This is a genomic window from Streptomyces lacrimifluminis, from assembly GCF_014646095.1.
GTDB classification, from domain to species: Bacteria; Actinomycetota; Actinomycetes; order Streptomycetales; family Streptomycetaceae; genus Streptomyces; species Streptomyces lacrimifluminis.
Genome location: NZ_BMMU01000021.1, coordinates 119,537 through 136,211, shown reverse-complemented (window position 1 = coordinate 136,211; position 16,675 = coordinate 119,537). Strand labels below are relative to the sequence as shown.

The 16,675-nt window shown below is 70.9% G+C and carries 16 protein-coding genes; 9 read left to right on the top strand and 7 right to left on the bottom strand.

What is annotated here, in order from left to right; genetic code table 11:
- Positions 1–149 precede the first annotated feature (149 nt).
- Together uvrB and IEY89_RS27715 are read right to left on the bottom strand one after the other, a co-directional pair.
- The gene (gene uvrB / locus IEY89_RS27720; protein ID WP_189150232.1) at positions 150–2,285 is read right to left on the bottom strand and encodes an excinuclease ABC subunit UvrB; all 2,136 of its coding nucleotides are present in this window, start codon (positions 2,283–2,285) and stop codon (positions 150–152) included.
- Between the two features lie 40 nt (positions 2,286–2,325).
- Complete coding sequence (locus IEY89_RS27715) at positions 2,326–3,189, bottom strand: MHYT domain-containing protein (RefSeq protein WP_189150231.1); 864 nt, start codon at positions 3,187–3,189, stop codon at positions 2,326–2,328.
- A gap of 321 nt (positions 3,190–3,510) precedes the next feature.
- On the opposite strand from IEY89_RS27715, the gene IEY89_RS27710 reads away from it, so the two are divergent.
- Positions 3,511–4,086, top strand: a complete 576-nt coding sequence (locus tag IEY89_RS27710) for a methylated-DNA--[protein]-cysteine S-methyltransferase (RefSeq protein WP_189150230.1) — start codon at positions 3,511–3,513, stop codon at positions 4,084–4,086.
- 155 nt (positions 4,087–4,241) lie between these two features.
- Complete coding sequence (locus IEY89_RS27705) at positions 4,242–5,534, top strand: MFS transporter (RefSeq protein ID WP_189150229.1); 1,293 nt, start codon at positions 4,242–4,244, stop codon at positions 5,532–5,534.
- A 27-nt stretch (positions 5,535–5,561) separates the two neighbouring features.
- Here the strand turns inward: IEY89_RS27705 and IEY89_RS27700 are convergent, their stop codons facing one another.
- The gene (locus IEY89_RS27700) at positions 5,562–5,990 is read right to left on the bottom strand and encodes a VOC family protein (RefSeq protein ID WP_189150228.1); all 429 of its coding nucleotides are present in this window, start codon (positions 5,988–5,990) and stop codon (positions 5,562–5,564) included.
- A 102-nt stretch (positions 5,991–6,092) separates the two neighbouring features.
- Between IEY89_RS27700 and IEY89_RS27695 the strand changes: the two genes are divergently transcribed.
- Entirely contained in the window at positions 6,093–6,998 is a 906-nt protein-coding gene (locus IEY89_RS27695) for a pseudouridine-5'-phosphate glycosidase (protein ID WP_189150227.1), read from the top strand.
- Positions 6,995–7,906 carry a carbohydrate kinase family protein gene (locus tag IEY89_RS27690; RefSeq protein WP_189150226.1) on the top strand — a complete coding sequence of 304 codons (912 nt, stop codon included), beginning with the start codon at positions 6,995–6,997 and terminating at the stop codon, positions 7,904–7,906. The genes IEY89_RS27695 and IEY89_RS27690 overlap by 4 nt, the downstream gene beginning before the upstream one ends.
- Before the next feature lie 38 nt (positions 7,907–7,944).
- Here IEY89_RS27690 and IEY89_RS27685 read toward each other — a convergent pair whose 3' ends face one another.
- Positions 7,945–8,739, bottom strand: coding sequence for a methyltransferase domain-containing protein (locus IEY89_RS27685; protein ID WP_189150225.1), 795 nt, complete (start codon positions 8,737–8,739; stop codon positions 7,945–7,947).
- Positions 8,740–8,948: 209 nt separating this feature from the next.
- On the opposite strand from IEY89_RS27685, the gene IEY89_RS27680 reads away from it, so the two are divergent.
- Positions 8,949–10,076, top strand: a complete 1,128-nt coding sequence (locus IEY89_RS27680) for a magnesium and cobalt transport protein CorA (RefSeq protein WP_189150224.1) — start codon at positions 8,949–8,951, stop codon at positions 10,074–10,076.
- Between the two features lie 85 nt (positions 10,077–10,161).
- Here the strand turns inward: IEY89_RS27680 and IEY89_RS27675 are convergent, their stop codons facing one another.
- Positions 10,162–10,590 (bottom strand): CBS domain-containing protein, encoded by a 429-nt coding sequence (locus IEY89_RS27675; protein ID WP_189150223.1) that lies wholly within the window; start codon positions 10,588–10,590, stop codon positions 10,162–10,164.
- 135 nt (positions 10,591–10,725) lie between these two features.
- Complete coding sequence (locus IEY89_RS27670) at positions 10,726–11,367, bottom strand: nucleoside/nucleotide kinase family protein (RefSeq protein WP_189150222.1); 642 nt, start codon at positions 11,365–11,367, stop codon at positions 10,726–10,728.
- 137 nt (positions 11,368–11,504) lie between these two features.
- Here IEY89_RS27670 and IEY89_RS27665 point away from each other — a divergent pair, with 137 nt between their 5' ends.
- From IEY89_RS27665 to IEY89_RS27655, 3 genes are all read left to right on the top strand, one after another.
- Positions 11,505–12,263 (top strand): DUF2293 domain-containing protein, encoded by a 759-nt coding sequence (locus IEY89_RS27665; RefSeq protein WP_189150221.1) that lies wholly within the window; start codon positions 11,505–11,507, stop codon positions 12,261–12,263.
- 134 nt (positions 12,264–12,397) lie between these two features.
- A complete protein-coding gene (locus IEY89_RS27660; RefSeq protein WP_189150220.1) occupies positions 12,398–12,877 on the top strand; it encodes an anthrone oxygenase family protein in 480 nt (159 codons plus the stop codon).
- A 117-nt stretch (positions 12,878–12,994) separates the two neighbouring features.
- Positions 12,995–14,482 carry a glutamate synthase subunit beta gene (locus IEY89_RS27655; RefSeq protein ID WP_189150219.1) on the top strand — a complete coding sequence of 496 codons (1,488 nt, stop codon included), beginning with the start codon at positions 12,995–12,997 and terminating at the stop codon, positions 14,480–14,482.
- 44 nt (positions 14,483–14,526) lie between these two features.
- Here IEY89_RS27655 and IEY89_RS27650 read toward each other — a convergent pair whose 3' ends face one another.
- Positions 14,527–15,033, bottom strand: a complete 507-nt coding sequence (locus IEY89_RS27650; RefSeq protein WP_189150218.1) for a carboxymuconolactone decarboxylase family protein — start codon at positions 15,031–15,033, stop codon at positions 14,527–14,529.
- A 47-nt stretch (positions 15,034–15,080) separates the two neighbouring features.
- On the opposite strand from IEY89_RS27650, the gene pdxR reads away from it, so the two are divergent.
- Entirely contained in the window at positions 15,081–16,565 is a 1,485-nt protein-coding gene (gene pdxR, locus IEY89_RS27645) for a MocR-like pyridoxine biosynthesis transcription factor PdxR (protein ID WP_189150217.1), read from the top strand.
- Positions 16,566–16,675 lie beyond the last annotated feature (110 nt).

Sequence of the window (16,675 nt, the reverse complement as noted above, 5' to 3'; positions counted from 1 at the left end):
TGAACCCTACGCAGGGGCACTGACAGTGCCGAAGCCTCGGGCGCACTTTGTGTCGGTGTTGCAACACTGCGAGTACGACGCAGCTCACGGACACCTGTCGGGCTGCCCGTCCGGTGCGACGGACGGCACCCCGCCTGCCCGTGCGGCAGTCAGGCGATGCCCGCCTCCTTCATCTGCCGCAGTTCCTTCTTCATCTCCGACACCTCGTCGCGCAACCGGGCAGCGACCTCGAACTGCAGGTCGGCCGCGGCGGCACGCATCCGTGCCGTCATCTCCTCGATCTGGTCGGCGAGTTCGGCCGCGGGGCGGTCCGTCGGCACCGTCTCCCCGGCCTTGCCCTTCCCGGCTCGGGCTCCCTTGCCCGCCTTGCCGAGCGCGGGCACCGGGGCCTTGGCCGCCTTGCCGTCCTTCGACTTGCGGTAACCCGAGCCGAGGAGCTGTTCCGTGTCGACGTCCTCGCGGGCGATCTGCGCGACGATGTCGTTGATCTTCTTGCGGAGCGGCTGCGGGTCGATGCCCCTCTCCTTGTTGTACGCGACCTGCTTCTCCCGGCGGCGGTTGGTCTCGTCGATGGCCTTCTCCATCGCCGGGGTGATCCTGTCCGCGTACATGTGGACCTGGCCGGACACATTGCGCGCCGCGCGGCCGATGGTCTGGATCAGGGAGGTGCCGGAGCGCAGGAAGCCCTGCTTGTCGGCGTCGAGGATCGACACCAGGGACACCTCGGGGAGGTCGAGGCCCTCCCGGAGGAGGTTGATGCCGACCAGGACGTCGAACTCGCCGGCGCGCAGTTCGCGCAGCAGCTCGATCCGGCGCAGGGTGTCGACGTCACTGTGCAGATAGCGGACCTGGATGCCGAGTTCCAGGAAGTAGTCGGTGAGGTCCTCGGCCATCTTCTTGGTGAGCGTGGTGACCAGGACACGCTCGTCCTTCTCGGCCCGCGTGCGGATCTCGTGCACCAGGTCGTCGATCTGGCCCTCGGTGGGCTTGACGACGACCTCGGGGTCGATGAGGCCGGTGGGGCGGATGATCTGCTCGACGTAGCCGTCGCCACGGGACAGCTCGTACTTGCCGGGGGTGGCCGACAGGTAGACGGTCTGTCCGATGCGCTTCTGGAACTCCTCCCACTTCAGCGGGCGGTTGTCCAGCGCGGAGGGCAGCCGGAAGCCGTGGTCGACGAGCGTGCGCTTGCGGGACGCGTCACCCTCGTACATGGCACCGATCTGCGGGACCGTGTTGTGCGACTCGTCGATGACGAGCAGGAAGTCGTCCGGGAAGTAGTCGATCAGGGTGTTCGGCGGGGAGCCGGGGAGACGGCCGTCGAAGTGCATCGAGTAGTTCTCGACTCCGGAACAGGAGCCGATCTGGCGGAGCATCTCCAGGTCGTACGTCGTCCGCATCCTCAGGCGCTGGGCCTCCAGGAGCTTGTTCTGCTTCTCCAGTTCGGCGAGACGCTCGCCGAGTTCCTTCTCGATGTCGTTGACGGCCCGCGCCATGCGCTCCGGTCCTGCCACGTAGTGGGTGGCCGGGAAGACGTACATGTGCTGGTCTTCGCTGATGATCTCGCCGGTGAGCGGGTGGAGGGTGGAGAGTGCCTCGATCTCGTCGCCGAACATCTCGATCCGGACGGCCAGTTCCTCGTACACCGGGAAGATCTCGATGGTGTCGCCGCGCACGCGGAACGTGCCGCGGGTGAAGGCCAGGTCGTTGCGCGTGTACTGGATGTCGACGAAGCGGCGCAGCAGCTGGTCCCGGTCGATCTCCTCGCCGACCTTGAGGGGGACCATCCGGTCCACGTACTCCTGCGGGGTACCGAGGCCGTAGATACAGGACACGGAGGCGACCACGATGACGTCCCGCCGGGTGAGCAGCGAGTTCGTCGCGGAGTGGCGCAGGCGTTCGACCTCCTCGTTGATCGAGGAGTCCTTCTCGATGTAGGTGTCCGACTGAGGGACGTACGCCTCGGGCTGGTAGTAGTCGTAGTACGAGACGAAGTACTCGACGGCGTTGTTCGGGAGGAGTTCCCGGAACTCGTTCGCCAGCTGGGCGGCCAGGGTCTTGTTCGGTGCCATGACGAGTGTGGGGCGCTGAAGCTTCTCGATCATCCACGCCGTGGTGGCGGACTTGCCGGTGCCCGTCGCGCCGAGGAGCACGACGTCCTTCTCACCTGCCTCGATGCGCCGAGCCAGCTCGGCGATGGCAGCCGGCTGGTCGCCGCTCGGCTGATAGGGGCTGACGACCTCGAAGGGCGCCACCGTGCGTTCGATCTTGGAAACAGGCCGCATGCATCCACCGTACGACCACCCACTGACAACGGGCCCGGAGTCACCGGTTCTGCGGAGCGCGGGAGCTGCGGTGCCCATGCCGGTCGCGGGACGGCGGGGGGCGTCGGCCGGGGTGCGGGACGGCCGGGTGGGCCGGTATGCCGGGCTTGTTGTCGGCGGGGCGCCCCCCCGGCTTGCCCATGATCATCAGCGGGTCGAACATCACGACGACGCCGGCCAGCAGAAGGAAGGCCAGCGGGCCGATCATCAGGGGTGCGAGCAGGGCCGCGGGCGAGTCTCCCTCAGGACTCCCGGACGTGGTGTGGAGGTGGACACTCAGAGCGGCCATACCCGTGTAGTGCATGCCGCTGACGGCGAGTCCCATCACGAGACTGGCGCCCACGCTCCACAGGAAGCCGCGGATCTGCCCGGCCGCCCACAGGGCGGCGGTGGCGGCCACGACGGCTATCACGACCGAGACGGAGACGGTGAAGGTGTTGTACTCCAGCTTCCCGTTGAGGCGCATTCCGGCCATGCCCAGGTAGTGCATGGAGGCGATACCGAGGCCCGTGATGGTGCCCCCGGTGAAGAGTGCCGTGCCGCTCGCGCCCCGATAGCCGACGATGAAGATCCCTACGCCGACCATGAGGATGGCGACGCCCAGACTGGCGAAGGTCAGCCACATGTCGTAGTTGATCGGGGTTTCCTTGACGGTGAACCCCATCATCGCGACGAAGTGCATGGTCCATATGCCGGAGCCGATGGCGGCCGAGCCGAGCGCCAGCCAGCCTGGTCGCCACGACTGGGCGACCAGCATCGATCTGGTGGTGCAGCGCAGGCCCAGCGCGCCGCCCAGGCAGGCCATGAGGTAGGCCACCAGCGGAGTGACGAGTCCGTAGCTGAATCCGTCGACCGTGCCCTGCATGCGCGGTTGCCCTTCCGCCCTGTTGCTTCCCGGAATTCCCCGAAATGCTCCCCTGCCCCAGGACCGGTCGGCGGTCAGGGCTGTGGCAGAGAGTATGACTGGCTCCGGAAGGGTCAAACGATTTTCCGTAAAGAAACACTGCCTTGACCCGCTTGTGCGGCAGGAGTGTGCGGACTCGGGCACCAGCGTTCGGTATGTGTCTGTGTCGCACCTCTTTTTCCGTTGTTCCTCTGTTGTCCCTCCCCTGTCACTCGTGCACCGTCCACGCCCGCTCGGGCCGCGCGCCGGGCGTTGTCAGTGGTGGGTCGTACGGTGGGGCGCATGGACAGCCATGGGCGGGACGAGCGGCAGGACCCGGAGAACCGGCAGCGGGTCGTGTGGGCGGTTGTCGGTACCGACATCGGCCCACTTCTGCTGGCCGCGACGCACGGGGGCCTGGTGAACGTGGTGTTCCATGCCACGGAGTCGGTGCGCGAGAAGACAGTCGAGCGCCTCGCCTCCCGGCTGGGCGCGGAGACCGTCGAGGCGCCCGGGTCCCCGCTCCTGGCCGAGGCGATACGCCAGTTCACGGCGTACTTCGCGGGTGAGCGGCGCGACATCGAACTGCCCCTCGACTGGTCCCTGGTCTCCGGCTTCAACCGGCAGGTGTTGCGCGAGCTCGCGTCGGGCGTGCCGTACGGCGCGGTCGTCGGGTACGGCGACCTGGCCGGCCGGGTCGGCCAGCCAGGCGCGGCTCAGGCGGTCGGCGCGGCCATGGGCGCCAATCCGCTGCCGGTGGTGGTGCCGTGCCATCGGGTCGTGGAGAGCGATGGTGGTCTCGGCGGGTTCGGGGGCGGTCTGGAGACCAAGCGGAGGCTGCTCGCGCTCGAAGGGGTGCTGCCCGAACCGCTGTTCTGAGGGTTTCGGCCACGGGACCCGAGGGTTTCATCAGTAGGGAGGCCTCGGTACGAGGGGACGGTCCCGTACGGGAAGAGGTCCGTAGGGGAACGCTGTGCGGAAGCAGGGGGGACCGCGGCAGTGACCAGGTTTTTCGCCCACGTGGGTGGGCCGCGATGACCGCCGTCGAGCGGAGCGTCGGCGTGCCCGTGGCTGGTGAGCAGCTGGCCGCTCTGCGGCGCCGGGTCTCCGGTGTGCTGGTCGCGAGTCAGATTCTCGGCGGGCTCGGGGTGGCCACCGGTGTCGCGCTCGCTTCCGTACTGGCTCAGCGGATCAGCGGTACGGAGTCGCTGTCCGGGCTCGCACCCACCGCGATGGTCACAGGCACGGCGGTGGCGTCGCTGCCGCTGGCGGCACTGATGACCGCGCGCGGGCGGCGCCCCGGGCTGGTCCTGGGCTATCTCGTCGGTGCCCTGGGTGCGGGCGTCGTCGTGATCGCGGCCGTCATCGACAGTTTTCCGCTGCTGCTGTGCGGCATGGCCGGGTTCGGTGCGGCCTCGTCGGCGAATCTGGGGGCGCGGTTCGCGGCCGCCGATCTCGCCGAGGCGGACCGGCGGGCCCGGGCCATCTCGAACGTCGTGTGGGCGACCACCATAGGGGCGGTCCTCGGGCCGAACATCGCCGCGCCCGCGGGGCGCAGTGTGTCCGGACTCGGGATACCCACGGTGGCGGGCCCCTTCTTCTGGGCGGCCGGCATCTTCCTGGTCGCGGCGGTGACGGTGGCCGTTCTGTTGCGCCCCGATCCGCTCCTCACGGCCCGCGCGCTCGCCCCGGTGGAGGAGCGGTCGGCCGAGGGCCGGTCCCTGCGGGCGGGCTTCGGCGCCGTCGCGGCCTCGCCGCGTGCCCGGCTCGCGCTCGTGACGGTGACCGTGTGCCACACGGCCATGGTCTCGGTCATGTCGATGACCCCGGTCGCGCTCGGGCACCATGGCGCGAGCATCGATCTGATCGGGCTGGTCATCAGTGGCCACATCGCGGGCATGTACGCGTTCTCGCCGCTCATGGGGCGACTGTCCGACGGAATCGGGCGGCTGTCCGGCATCGGTCTCGCCGTGGGCCTGCTGGCCTGCGCCGCGTTCCTCGCGGGCACGGCCGACGGCAGCCACGGCCGTACCGCGGTGGGACTCTTCGTCCTGGGGCTGGGCTGGTCGGCCGGGCTGATGGCCGGATCCGCCCTGCTCACGGACTCCGTGCCCGAGGCCGCGCGCGCTGCCGCGCAGGGGCTGTCCGACCTCGCCATGAACACCTCGGCGGGTCTCGGCGGGGCAGCCGCCGGGCTCGTGATGGCCCAGGCGGGCTACGGGTGGCTGAACCTCGCCGCCGCGTGTCTGCTGATACCCGTGGGCGCCCTGGCGTTGTTCACACGCAACGATCTGCGCCGGGTCCGGGACACGAAGGCGGGCGGCTGAGCCGCGGAGCCGGAGGGACGACACGCCTCATCCGTAGTGCCGCGCCTCGAAGACGTTGCCGTCAGGGTCGCGGAAGTAGAAACTGCGCCTCGCCATCCCCTGGGCGCCGTAGGAGTCGTACGAGAAGTCCGAGACGGTCACGTCCCGTTCCCGCAGACGGGTTCGCAGGGCGTCGAAGGAGTCCGCGGACAGGGACAGGCACACGTGGTTGACGGGGTGCCCCGCGCTGTCCGCGGCGCCGGGGAGCATGTTCATGCGCTCAGCCAGGGAGAGGGGCGCGAGGTCGAAGATGGTCTCGTCGTTGAGGCGTACGGAAGGGAACGACACCGCCCCCTCGGCGAATTCGGTGGTCCTCAGGGGTTCCATGCCGACCGTCTTCTCGTAGAAGTCGGCCGCGGCGAGCGGGTCGCGCACCCAGAGAACGACATGGTCGAGACGCGTCGAGTTGTCCGTCATGAATCCCAGGCTGGTGTCGTCCACCACAGTCCGCAAGGGTTTGACCGGGCGCGCCGCCCGCCAGAGATGAGGGAAGACCGAACGACAGGAAGCAGGCGCGTGATGCTGGTGGTGTCCGAAGAAGTGCGGGAAGCGGTCGACGCGCGTCGACCCGTGGTGGCCCTGGAGTCCACGATCATCGCGCACGGGCTGCCGCGCCCCCGGAATCTGCAGGTGGCGCTGGAACTCGAGGACGTCGTACGGCAGGAGGGCGCGGTCCCCGCCACGATCGCCGTGCTGGACGGGCGCCCCCACGTCGGCCTGGACAAGGAGCAGGTGGAACGGGTCGCGAACGAGGACGGGATCCGCAAGCTGGGTCACCGCGATCTGCCGCTCGCGGTGGCCACCGGGGCGAGCGGCGCGACCACGGTCTCGGCGACCGCGCTGCTGGCCGCCCGTGCCGGCGTACGGGTGTTCGCCACGGGTGGGCTCGGCGGGGTGCACCGGGAGTGGACGGTGACCCAGGACGAGTCCGCCGATCTGGGGCTGCTGGCCCGCACCAGGATCACGGTCGTCTGCGCGGGCGTGAAGTCGATTCTGGATGTGCCGGCCACCCTGCAGCGGCTGGAGACCCTCGGTGTCGCCGTCGCCGGTTTCGGCACCGGCAACTTTCCCGGCTTCTACCTTTCGGACTCCGGGCATCCGGTGGACTGGACGCTCCACACGCCGGAGCAGGTCGCGGACGTGATGCTGGCGCAGGACGCGCTCGATTCCCCCGAGTCGGCGTTCATCGTCGCCAATCCGGTGCCCGAGCAGCAGCAACTGGATCCCGGGCTCCACGCGCGCGTGCTCGCCGACGCGCTGCACGCGTGCGAGGAGCAGGGCGTGAGCGGTCAGGCCGTGACGCCCTTCCTGCTCGACTACCTGGTGCGGCACACCGACGGCGCCTCGCTGAGCGCCAACCTGGCGGCGGTCCGGGGCAACGTACGGCTCGCGGGGCGGATCGCGGCGGCCTGGGCCGGGGCGTGACGGAACCGGGCGGGGCGCTGCTCGTCGTCGGGGACGTCATCACGGACATCGTCGCCCGGCACCGGGGGCCGCTCGCGGCGGGGACCGACACGACCGCCGCGATCCGGACCCTGCCGGGCGGTGCGGGCGCCAACGTGGCCTGCTGGGCAGCTCATTGGGGCCGCGCGGAGGTGCGGCTGCTCGGACGGGTGGGCGCGGACGCGGCGGAGTGGCACGAGCGCGAGCTGACCGCCTGCGGGGTACGGCCACGCCTCGTCGTCGATCCCGAGGCGCCGACCGGGACGGTGATCTGCCTGGTGGACGCGGACGCGGCAGCCGAGCGCACGCTGGTGACCCAGAGCGGTGCCTCGCTGCGGCTGGACCCGGGCGACTGGTCGGACGCGCTGCTCGACGGTGTCGCACGGCTGCATCTCTCGGGCTATCTGCTGTTCTCGGCGCCGAGCCGGGCGCTCGTGGCGGTGGCGCTGGAGTCGGCACGCGCGCGTGGTGTACCGGTGAGCCTGGATCCTGCGTCGGCGGGGTTCCTCGTCGAACTGGGTGTCGACCGCTTCCTGGATCTTGTGTCCGGAGTGGATGTCCTGCTGCCGAGCCGTGACGAGGCCGGTCTGCTCACCGGGTTGCCCGACCCGGCGGACGCGGCGGCCGAACTGAGCCGCCGCGTCCCGCTGGTGGTGGCGAAGCAGGGGGCGGAAGGCGCCCTGGTGGCCCGGTCGGGAACCGTGTGCGCCCGGGTCCCGGCCGTGCCCGCGACACCCCGGGACACGACGGGTGCCGGTGACGCCTTCACCGGCGCGTTCCTCGCCGCCCTGCTGACGGGCGCCGCACCCGAGGACGCGGCGGCGGAGGGGTGCCGGGCGGGCGCGCGTGCGGTGGAGCGGGTGGGCGGGAGGCCGCCGGTTCTCGGCTGAGGGGACGGTGAGCGGTGCCCGCCTGCCGTCACCGTCGGCTACCCCTTGCGTCCCCAGGCGGAGATCATCGGTGCCGTGGCCAGGTCCATCCCCCCGGCGGCGACGTTGGCCAGGTGCCGGTCGATGTCGTGGTCCGTGGCGTGGCCCCCGGCGACGAGCCGCTCCCGGATCTGACGGATCGTCGCGGACTCCAGCGCGGCGCAGGCGGGCGAGGTGACGGGGAAGTACGCGTCGGCCTGTACGTTGCGCAGGCCCGCCTCGCGCAGCAGCCGCGGGAGTCTGCGGCCGTACGCCAGGTCGGCGCCGCTGTCCGCGAGCAGCTGGCGGAAGCTGTGGCGCAGTCGGTTGGCGAGCTGCTGCTCGGGGCCGTGCTCGTCGGGGCAGAGCAGGGGTTGCAGAGCGGGGTCGGCGTCCTCGACCAGGAGCCGTCCGCCGGGACGCAGCGACTTGACCATTGAGCGCAACGCCCGTTCCCGGTCCGGCACATGGACAAGGACGAGCCGGGCGTGCACCAGGTCGAACCCCTCCCCCGGCGGCTCGTCGGCGCCGACGTCGTGGACGCGTACCTCGACCGGCTGGCGGGCTGCCGAGGCCACCCACGAGGTGTCGAGGTCGGTCGCGAGGACCTTCCCGGTCGGGCCGACCTTCTTGGCCAGCCAGGAGACCACCGAGGTGCCGCCGACACCGACCTCCCAGCAGCGCCAGCCGGGTCCCACGCCGAATCCTTCGAGGTGCCGGAAGGTCGTGGGATCGAAAAGGGCGGCGCAGGCGTCGAAGCGTTGTCCCGCCTCGGCCTGCCGGTTGTCGAGGAGATACCCGTCGGTTCGCGTCATGCCGAGATCATCCCAGTCATCCGCTTTGTTCGGCCGGGTCGACGCTCCCGCACGACGAGATGTCCGACGATCACGCCGACCGGCGAAACCGAAGCGGAACCTTCCGTTCCCACAGGCTCCTCCGGCGTTCGCGAAGGGCTGGCAAACTGGCGAGCCAGGCGCACGGTGCGGCCGGTTCGGCACGAGGAGATCCACGCGAGGGGGTCCAGATGTCCATGGCAGGGAATCTGCGGAAGGTCACCGGCCTCGGCAGGGGCGGCGGCCTCCGCAAGGTGGCACGACTGGCACGGCGGCGCCCGCGGGTCGACCTGAGTCACCACGCCCGGTCGCCGCTGGGCTCCGCGGTCGTGAACTGCGTGGCCTACGAGGACGGTGTCCGCATCCCGGCCGGCCGGGATCTGGTCGATGCCGTACGGCGGGTCCGCAAGAGCGACGAGGGCTTCGTCTGGCTCGGTCTCCACGAGCCGACGGACCAGGAGTTCGCGGGCATCGCCCAGCTCTTCGACCTGCACCCGCTCGCGGCCGAGGACGCGGTCGACGCCCACCAGCGCCCGAAACTGGAGTGGTACGGCGAAACCCTGTTCGCAGTGTTCAAGACGGTCTGCTACGTCGAGCACACCGAACTGACGGCGACCAGCGAGGTGGTGAACACCGGCGAGATCATGGTCTTCGTCGGCCCGGAGTTCGTGATCACGGTACGACATGGACGGCACGGCTCACTGGGCCCGCTGCGCGAGGGTCTGGAAGCCGACCCCCAGCAGCTCGCCAAGGGCCCGGCAGCCGTGCTGCACGCGATCGCGGACCACGTGGTCGACGACTACTTGCGGGTCACGGACGCGGTACAGGCGGACATCGACCAGGTCGAGACGGATGTGTTCGCGACGAACGGCGCGCGGGCCGACCCGGGCCGGATCTACCAGCTCAAGCGTGAACTCCTGGAGCTGAAGCGGGCCGTGGCGCCGCTGCACCGACCACTGCAGGAACTGGCGACGCGGCCGATACGGGTGATCGACCCGGAGATACAGGCCTACTTCCGGGACGTCTCCGACCATCAGATCCGGGCCACGGAGCAGATCGCGGCGTTCGACGAGCTGCTCAACTCGATCCTGCAGGCGCACCTCGCGCAGGTGACGGTGGCGCAGAACGAGGACATGCGCAGGATCACGGCGTGGGCAGCCATGATCGCCGTACCGACCATGGTCTGCGGTGTCTACGGCATGAACTTCGATCACATGCCCGAGTTGCGTTGGCAGTACGGCTATCCGCTGGTCATCGGCCTGATATCCGTCGTCTGTCTGACGCTGTACCGGAGCTTCCGGCGCAACGGCTGGCTCTGACGCGGCCGGCCCCGCCACACTCCTCGCCCGGCGCGGTGGCCGGACGAGGGTGGGTGACGGGGCTGGGGGGCGACGGGGCGGTGGGTCAGCGCATCGTGGTCCTGGCGTAGACGCTCTCGGCCCAGGACCCGATCTGGTCGTCCGTGAGGTGCTGTGCCAGATCGGCCTCGCTGATCATGCCGACCAGACGCTTGTTCTCGATCACCGGAAGCCGACGGATCTGATGACCCTTCATCTCCTCCAGAACTTCGCTGACATCGGCGCTCGCGTCGATCCAGCGGGGGGTGCCCTGGGCCATCTCGCCCGCGGTGACCCTCGTCGGGTCGTGGCCCATGGCCACACAGCCGATGACGATGTCGCGGTCCGTGAGGATGCCGCAGAGGCGTTCGTTCTCGTCGCTGATGGGCAGGGCGCCCACGTTGAGCTCGCGCATCATCTGGGCGGCCCGATCGAGTGTCTCGTGGGCGGGAATCCACTGGGCGCCGCGATGCATGATGTCTCCGGCGGTGGTCATGAAGTACCTCCCGGTGCCGGACGGCCGGCGCGGCACGGAGGGCACCGCTAGTCCCGGCGCCCTACATTCTCGCCGGGCTCCCGAGGATGCGCACCCGGAAGTCCGCGTATTCCGGGCGCCGCGCCCGGGGCCGGGTCAGCCGTTCCACGCCGGGTGACGCGGGTCGTCGGCGCGTACCAGGACGTCGGCCGTGGTGGCGGGGTCCGTCTCGCTCTCGTAGCGCCCGAAGGCGGGGAGGGTCCAGTGCTCGGCCTCGGGGGTACGCCGACGCAGGGCGGCCGGGGAGAGGAGGACGTGGACGGACAGGTCGAACGGGAACCAGTGGCGCAGCAGGAAGGGGCCGTGCAGCAGCAGGAGGCCGCCGGGCGGGAGTTGGACGTAAGGACTGCGGGTGGAACGGTCGGTGAGCGGGTCGCGGAGGTCGGGCAGGACGCGGCCGTCGCCGCCTGGTTCGAGGGGGCCGAAGACCTCGCGCCAGAGGGCGCCGGTGTCGAACCAGCCGCCGTAGTAGGCGTCCACGTCCTCATGGCCGTACTCCAGCCGGAGGGAGGCGGGGCGCAGGAAGCCGGATGTGCCGATGGCGAACGCGGGCCGGCCTCGGACGCGCAGCGCCTCGGCCACACGTTCGGCGAGGTCTCCCGGGCGGGCCGCCGGGGCTCCGTCGAAGGCGATGCGTGGCCAGAGGCTGCCGTCGTCCGCCTTCAGGTCGAGCACACGTTCGGCGAGGAGGTCGCCGAGCCGGTCCCAGGTGATCGGTTCCAGTCGCACACGGCCCATGATGCCGGGTGGCCGTCGGGGGCGAGGACCGGGCCGGGGGAGGAGTGGGGAGAGGTAGGTGTCGCTCCCGTGCGGGCGGTTTCGAGGAGGTGGTGCCTGTCCGGGGATTCCTGCTCACCGATGGGAATCAAGCACCTGTGACAGGTCGCGCGACTCCCCCGCTCCACGCCGGACCGCTCGTCGTGCAGCCGCTCAGGCGGCGGCACTGTGCCGAGTGCCGGCGGGGGCCGTTGACGCTGCTCGTGCTGGAGGAAGGGGCGCCTCGGTGTCTTGACTGTGCCGATCTCGGGCATCTGGTGTTTCTGCCCAGGGGCGACACCGCGTTGACGCGCAGGTCGCGGGAGGAGAGCGGGCTGTCGGCGGTGGTTGTGCGGTTCAACCGACGGCAGGGGCGGTACGAGCGGCAGGGCGTTCTGGTCGAGGAGGCGGGCCTCGCCCGGGCCGAGGAACGGTGCCTGGCGGACGCCGAGGCGCGGCGGCGGCGCCGGATGCGGGACGCGCGGCGGCGGGACACGGAGGATCTGCGGTTCACGGAGGCGTTCGCGCGCGAGATCCACCGGCTGCTTCCCGGGTGCCCGGCCGATCGGGCCGAGGAGATCGCCGCGCACGCCTCAGTGCGTGGCAGTGGGCGTGTGGGGCGGAGTGCGGCGGGGCGGGCGTTGTCCGAGAAGGCGGTGATCTCGGCGGTCGTGGCGGCGGTACGGCATGTGGACACGTCGTACGACCAGTTGCTGATGAGCGGGGTCGCGCGGCACGAGGCCCGGCGGCGGATCGCCGGGGCCGTCGAGACGAGGCTGCGGGAATGGGGGACGGAGCCGGCGACGAGATCGGGGGCGGGGACAGCGGCGGGAGCGGGAGCGGAAGCGAGGGACGACGCCGGGGCCGCGTCGGTGTGAGCGGGGCGGTGCCCCCGTCGCCTGGTGGCACCCCGTGGACGCTCGCGTATGGCGCCGCGTCGCTCGGCCATGGGCGTTGTCAGTGGCAGGAGGTTCACTGGTGGGGACGGATGAGCAGCGAGCGGGGAGTCGGCATGATCGATGGGGCGTACTTCGTACTCGTGGTGCTGGGTGTGCTCGGTACCGGGCTGGTGGCCGGGGTCTTCTGCGGGTTCTCGACGTTCGTGATGAGGGGGCTCGCCGCGCTGCCGCCCGCGCAGGGGGTCGCCGCGATGCGGGCGATCAACGTCACCGCGGTGAATCCGCCCTTCATGCTCGTGTTCGTCGGGTCGGCCGCCCTGTGTCTGGTGACCGTCGTGGTCACGTTCGTGGTGTGGCCGGACGAGGGTGCGGTGGAACTGCTGGTGGGCAGTGCGCTGTACCTGTTCGGCTCGTTCGGACTCACCATGGGCGCGAACGTACCGCGCAACAACGCGCTGGCGAAGCTGGAGCCGGGGACGGCGGAGGCCGCCGCGTACTGGCCCGTGTACGTGCGCGAGTGGACCCTGTGGAACCACATACGCACGGTCGCCTCGGGCGCCGCCTCCGTGCTGTACGTCCTGGCCGTCGCCTGAGCCGCCGTCCCGTTCGGCGTGCCTGGTCGATGAGTCGTATCGTGGCCGAAGGAGAGTGCCGCCCGATGACGCACGGCCCCGTCATGCGTACGCAGGGAAGACGGCGAGGACACGGTCATGGGCGATCCCAAGGGTTTTCTCACCACAGCACGCCAGAACTGGCCGCGCAGGCCCGTCGAGGAGCGGGTCCGTGACTGGGACGAGGTGTATGTCCCGGGGGCGCTGCTCCCCATCGTCGGCAAGCAGGCCGGTCGCTGTATGGACTGCGGTGTCCCGTTCTGCCACGAGGCCTGTCCGCTGGGGAACCTGATCCCCGAGTGGAACGACCTGGTCTCCCGGGACGACTGGCGCGCGGCCAGCGACCGGCTGCACGCCACGAACAACTTCCCCGAGTTCACCGGGAGGTTGTGCCCGGCGCCGTGCGAGGCGGGCTGTGTGCTGGCCATCAACCAGCCCGCGGTGACCATCAAGAACGTCGAGGTGGCCATCGCCGACCGGGCCTGGTCCGAGGGCTTCGCACCGCCGAGACCGCCGGACCGGCTGTCGGGGCGTACGGTCGCGGTGATCGGGTCGGGGCCCACCGGGCTCGCCGCCGCCCAGCAGCTGACGCGGGCCGGACACACCGTGGCCGTGTACGAGAAGGACGACCGGCTCGGCGGGCTGATGCGGTACGGCATCCCCGGCTTCAAGATGGAGAAGCACCATCTGGAGCGGCGTATCGAGCAGATGCGGGCGGAGGGAACCAAGTTCCGTACGTCGACCGCCGTCGGACGGGATGTCGGGGCCGCCGAGCTGCGGTCGCGTTACGACGCTGTGGTACTGGCCGTGGGAGCCACAGCCTGGCGCGAACTGCCGCTTCCCGGGCGGGAGTTGACCGGCGTACATCAGGCGATGGAGTATCTGCCGCTGGCCAACCGGGTGTGTCAGGGGGATCTGGAGGCGTCCCCGATGTCCGCCGCCGGGAAGCACGTCGTCATCGTCGGCGGCGGCGACACGGGGGCCGACTGTCTGGGCACCGCGGTACGTGAAGGGGCCGTCTCCGTCACCCAGTTGGACATCTACGCCCAGCCGGGTGCTGAGCGCGACGAGGACGTCGATCCCTGGCCGACGTACCCGAAGATCTACCGGCTGTCGGCCGCGCACGAGGAGGCCCGTGACCTGGAGTCGGCGCCCGCGGCCGACGCCGACGCACGGCTCTTCGCGGCGTCCACGCTCCACTTCTCGGGCGACACGGACGGGCATGTACGGGCGTTGCACCTCGTAGAGGTGGACGCGGAGCGCCGGCCGATGCCCGGATCCGGGCGGACGCTCCCCGCCGACCTCGTGCTGCTCGCCCTCGGCTTCTCGGGGCCCGGCCAGGAGGACGGCCTGATCAACCAGCTCGGGCTCGCCCTCGACCCGCGCGGCACGATCGCCCGTGACGCGGACTTCGCGACGAACGTCCCGGGGGTGTACGCCGCCGGGGACGCGGCCCGCGGGCAGTCGCTGATCGTGTGGGCGATCGCGGAGGGGCGGGCGGTGGCGGCTGCCGTGGACCGTCGGCTGACGGGTGCCACGCAGTTGCCGGCGCCCATAGGGCCGTTCGATCGGCCGATGACCGTCTGACTGCCCGTTCCCGCGCCCGCCCCCGCGCCCGTGCCGAGCGCGGGTCAGCGCTCGTCCGTGCCCGCCGTCTTGCGGGTCGCCAGGGCCACCCGGTTCCAGGTGTTGATCGCGAGGATCAGGGACAGGACGTGGGCCAGTTCCCGCTCGTCGAACTGGGCCGCGGCCTCGGCGTAGACGTCGTCCGGGACGCCGGCGTCGGCGACCAGGGTGACCGCCTCCGTGAGAGCCAGCGCCGCCTGTTCCCTCTGGGTGTAGAAGTGGCGGGCCTCGCGCCACACCGCGACCAGGTGCAGCCGGTCCTCGCTCTCGCCCGCCTTGCGCGCGTCGTTCGTGTGCATGTGGAGGCAGTACGCGCAGTGGTTGAGGTGCGAGGAGCGGATCTGGATCAGTTCGACCAGCGCCGGGTCGAGTCCCTCGCGGGCCGCCGCGTCGAAGCCGACGAGGGCGCGGAAGACCTTGGGGGCCGTTTTCGCGAGGTTCAGGCGGGGGGTTTCCGCGGCCTTGTCGAGGTGGGCGGTCGTGAGGTTCTCGGTGTTCGTGTTCGTCGTCATGACCATGAATCTACGGTCCGGAAAGACCGGCGGTATGGTTCATTTCTATGGCAGAAACATGGGTCAATTCCGCGGAGGGCATCGGCGCCGACCTGCATCTGGAGCTGTCGGGGCCCGGTGGCCGACGGGCCGCCCTGACCCGTGCCCTGCGGGACGCCGTCCGCAGCGGCCGGCTCGTGCCCGGCACCCTGTTGCCGCCGTACCGTTCCCTCGCCGCCGACCTCGGCGTGGCCCGCAACACGGTTGCCGACGCGTACGCCGAACTCGTCGCCGAGGGCTGGCTGACCGCCCGCCAGGGTTCGGGCACCCGGGTCGCCGAGCGAGCCGAGCCCGTCAGAACGGCTTCCCGGGTCCCGGTAAAGGCACCTCCACGCGCGCGTGGACCACGACACGACCTGCGCCAGGGCAAGCCGGACGCGTCGGAGTTCCCGCGTTCCGCCTGGCTGGCCTCGTACCGGCGGGCGCTCCAGCAGGCGCCGAACGAGGCGTTCGGGCCCGGTGATCCGGCCGGCCGGGTCGAGCTGCGGGAGGCACTCGCGGAGTACTTGGCACGCGCGCGTGGTGTACGTACCGAGCCCGCGCGCATCGTCATCTGTTCGGGCTTCGCGCACGCCCTGCGGCTCCTCTTCGGCGGCACGAGCGGCGGCGGGAGCACGGACGCCGTACTGCGCGGACCGCTGGCCGTCGAGGCGTACGGACTCGGCTTCCACCGGGACCTGTTGACCGCGGCCGGGGTACGGACCGTGCCGCTGCCCCTCGACGAGGACGGCGCCCGGGTCGGTCTGCTCGACCGGGAGCGGGCCGTCCTGCTCACGCCCGCGCACCAGTTCCCGACCGGCGGTCCCCTGCACCCCGAGCGACGTGCCGCCGTGATCGACTGGGCACGCGCGCGTGGCGGGCTGATCCTGGAGGACGACTACGACGGGGAGTTCCGATACGACCGTCGGCCCGTGGGCGCCGTACAGGGGCTGGACCCCGAGCGGGTGATCCACCTCGGCTCGGTCAGCAAGAGCCTGTCCCCCGCGCTGCGGCTGGGCTGGATGGTCCTTCCGGAGCGGTACGTGGAGCCCGTACTCGCGTTGAAGGGCGAGCGGGAGGGGTGGGCGAGTGCGCTCGATCAGCTGGCGCTCGCCGACTTCCTCGGGTCGGGGTCGTACGACCGTCATGTGCGGCGGATGCGGCAGCGGTACCGGCGCCGCCGTGACCGGCTGGTGGCCGCCCTCGCCGCGCACGCGCCGCATGTCGAGGTCACCGGGGTCGCGGCCGGTCTGCACGCGGTGCTGCGACTGCCGCCCGGGACGGAACGGTCGGCGGTGAAGGCGGCGGCCTGGCGGGGAATCGCCCTCGACGGGCTCACGGAGTTCCGGCATCCGGAATTCCGGCACCCAGAGCTCCACGAGCCGGAGAAGGCCCCGCATGAGGACCAGGGTTCGATCGCGCTCGACGGGCTCGTCGTGGGGTACGCGGCGCCCTCCGAGCACGCCTACGGTGCGGCATTGGAGGCGCTCTGCCAGGCACTTCCACCGGGATGAGGGAGGCGCCGACAACGCGAACGGCCAACGCACGGTTGCGCTGGGTGACGTTGTTCACGGGCTTGCCTGAAAGCGGCTTCCAGCCGGGTGGAATTCGCCCGGCGGTGGGA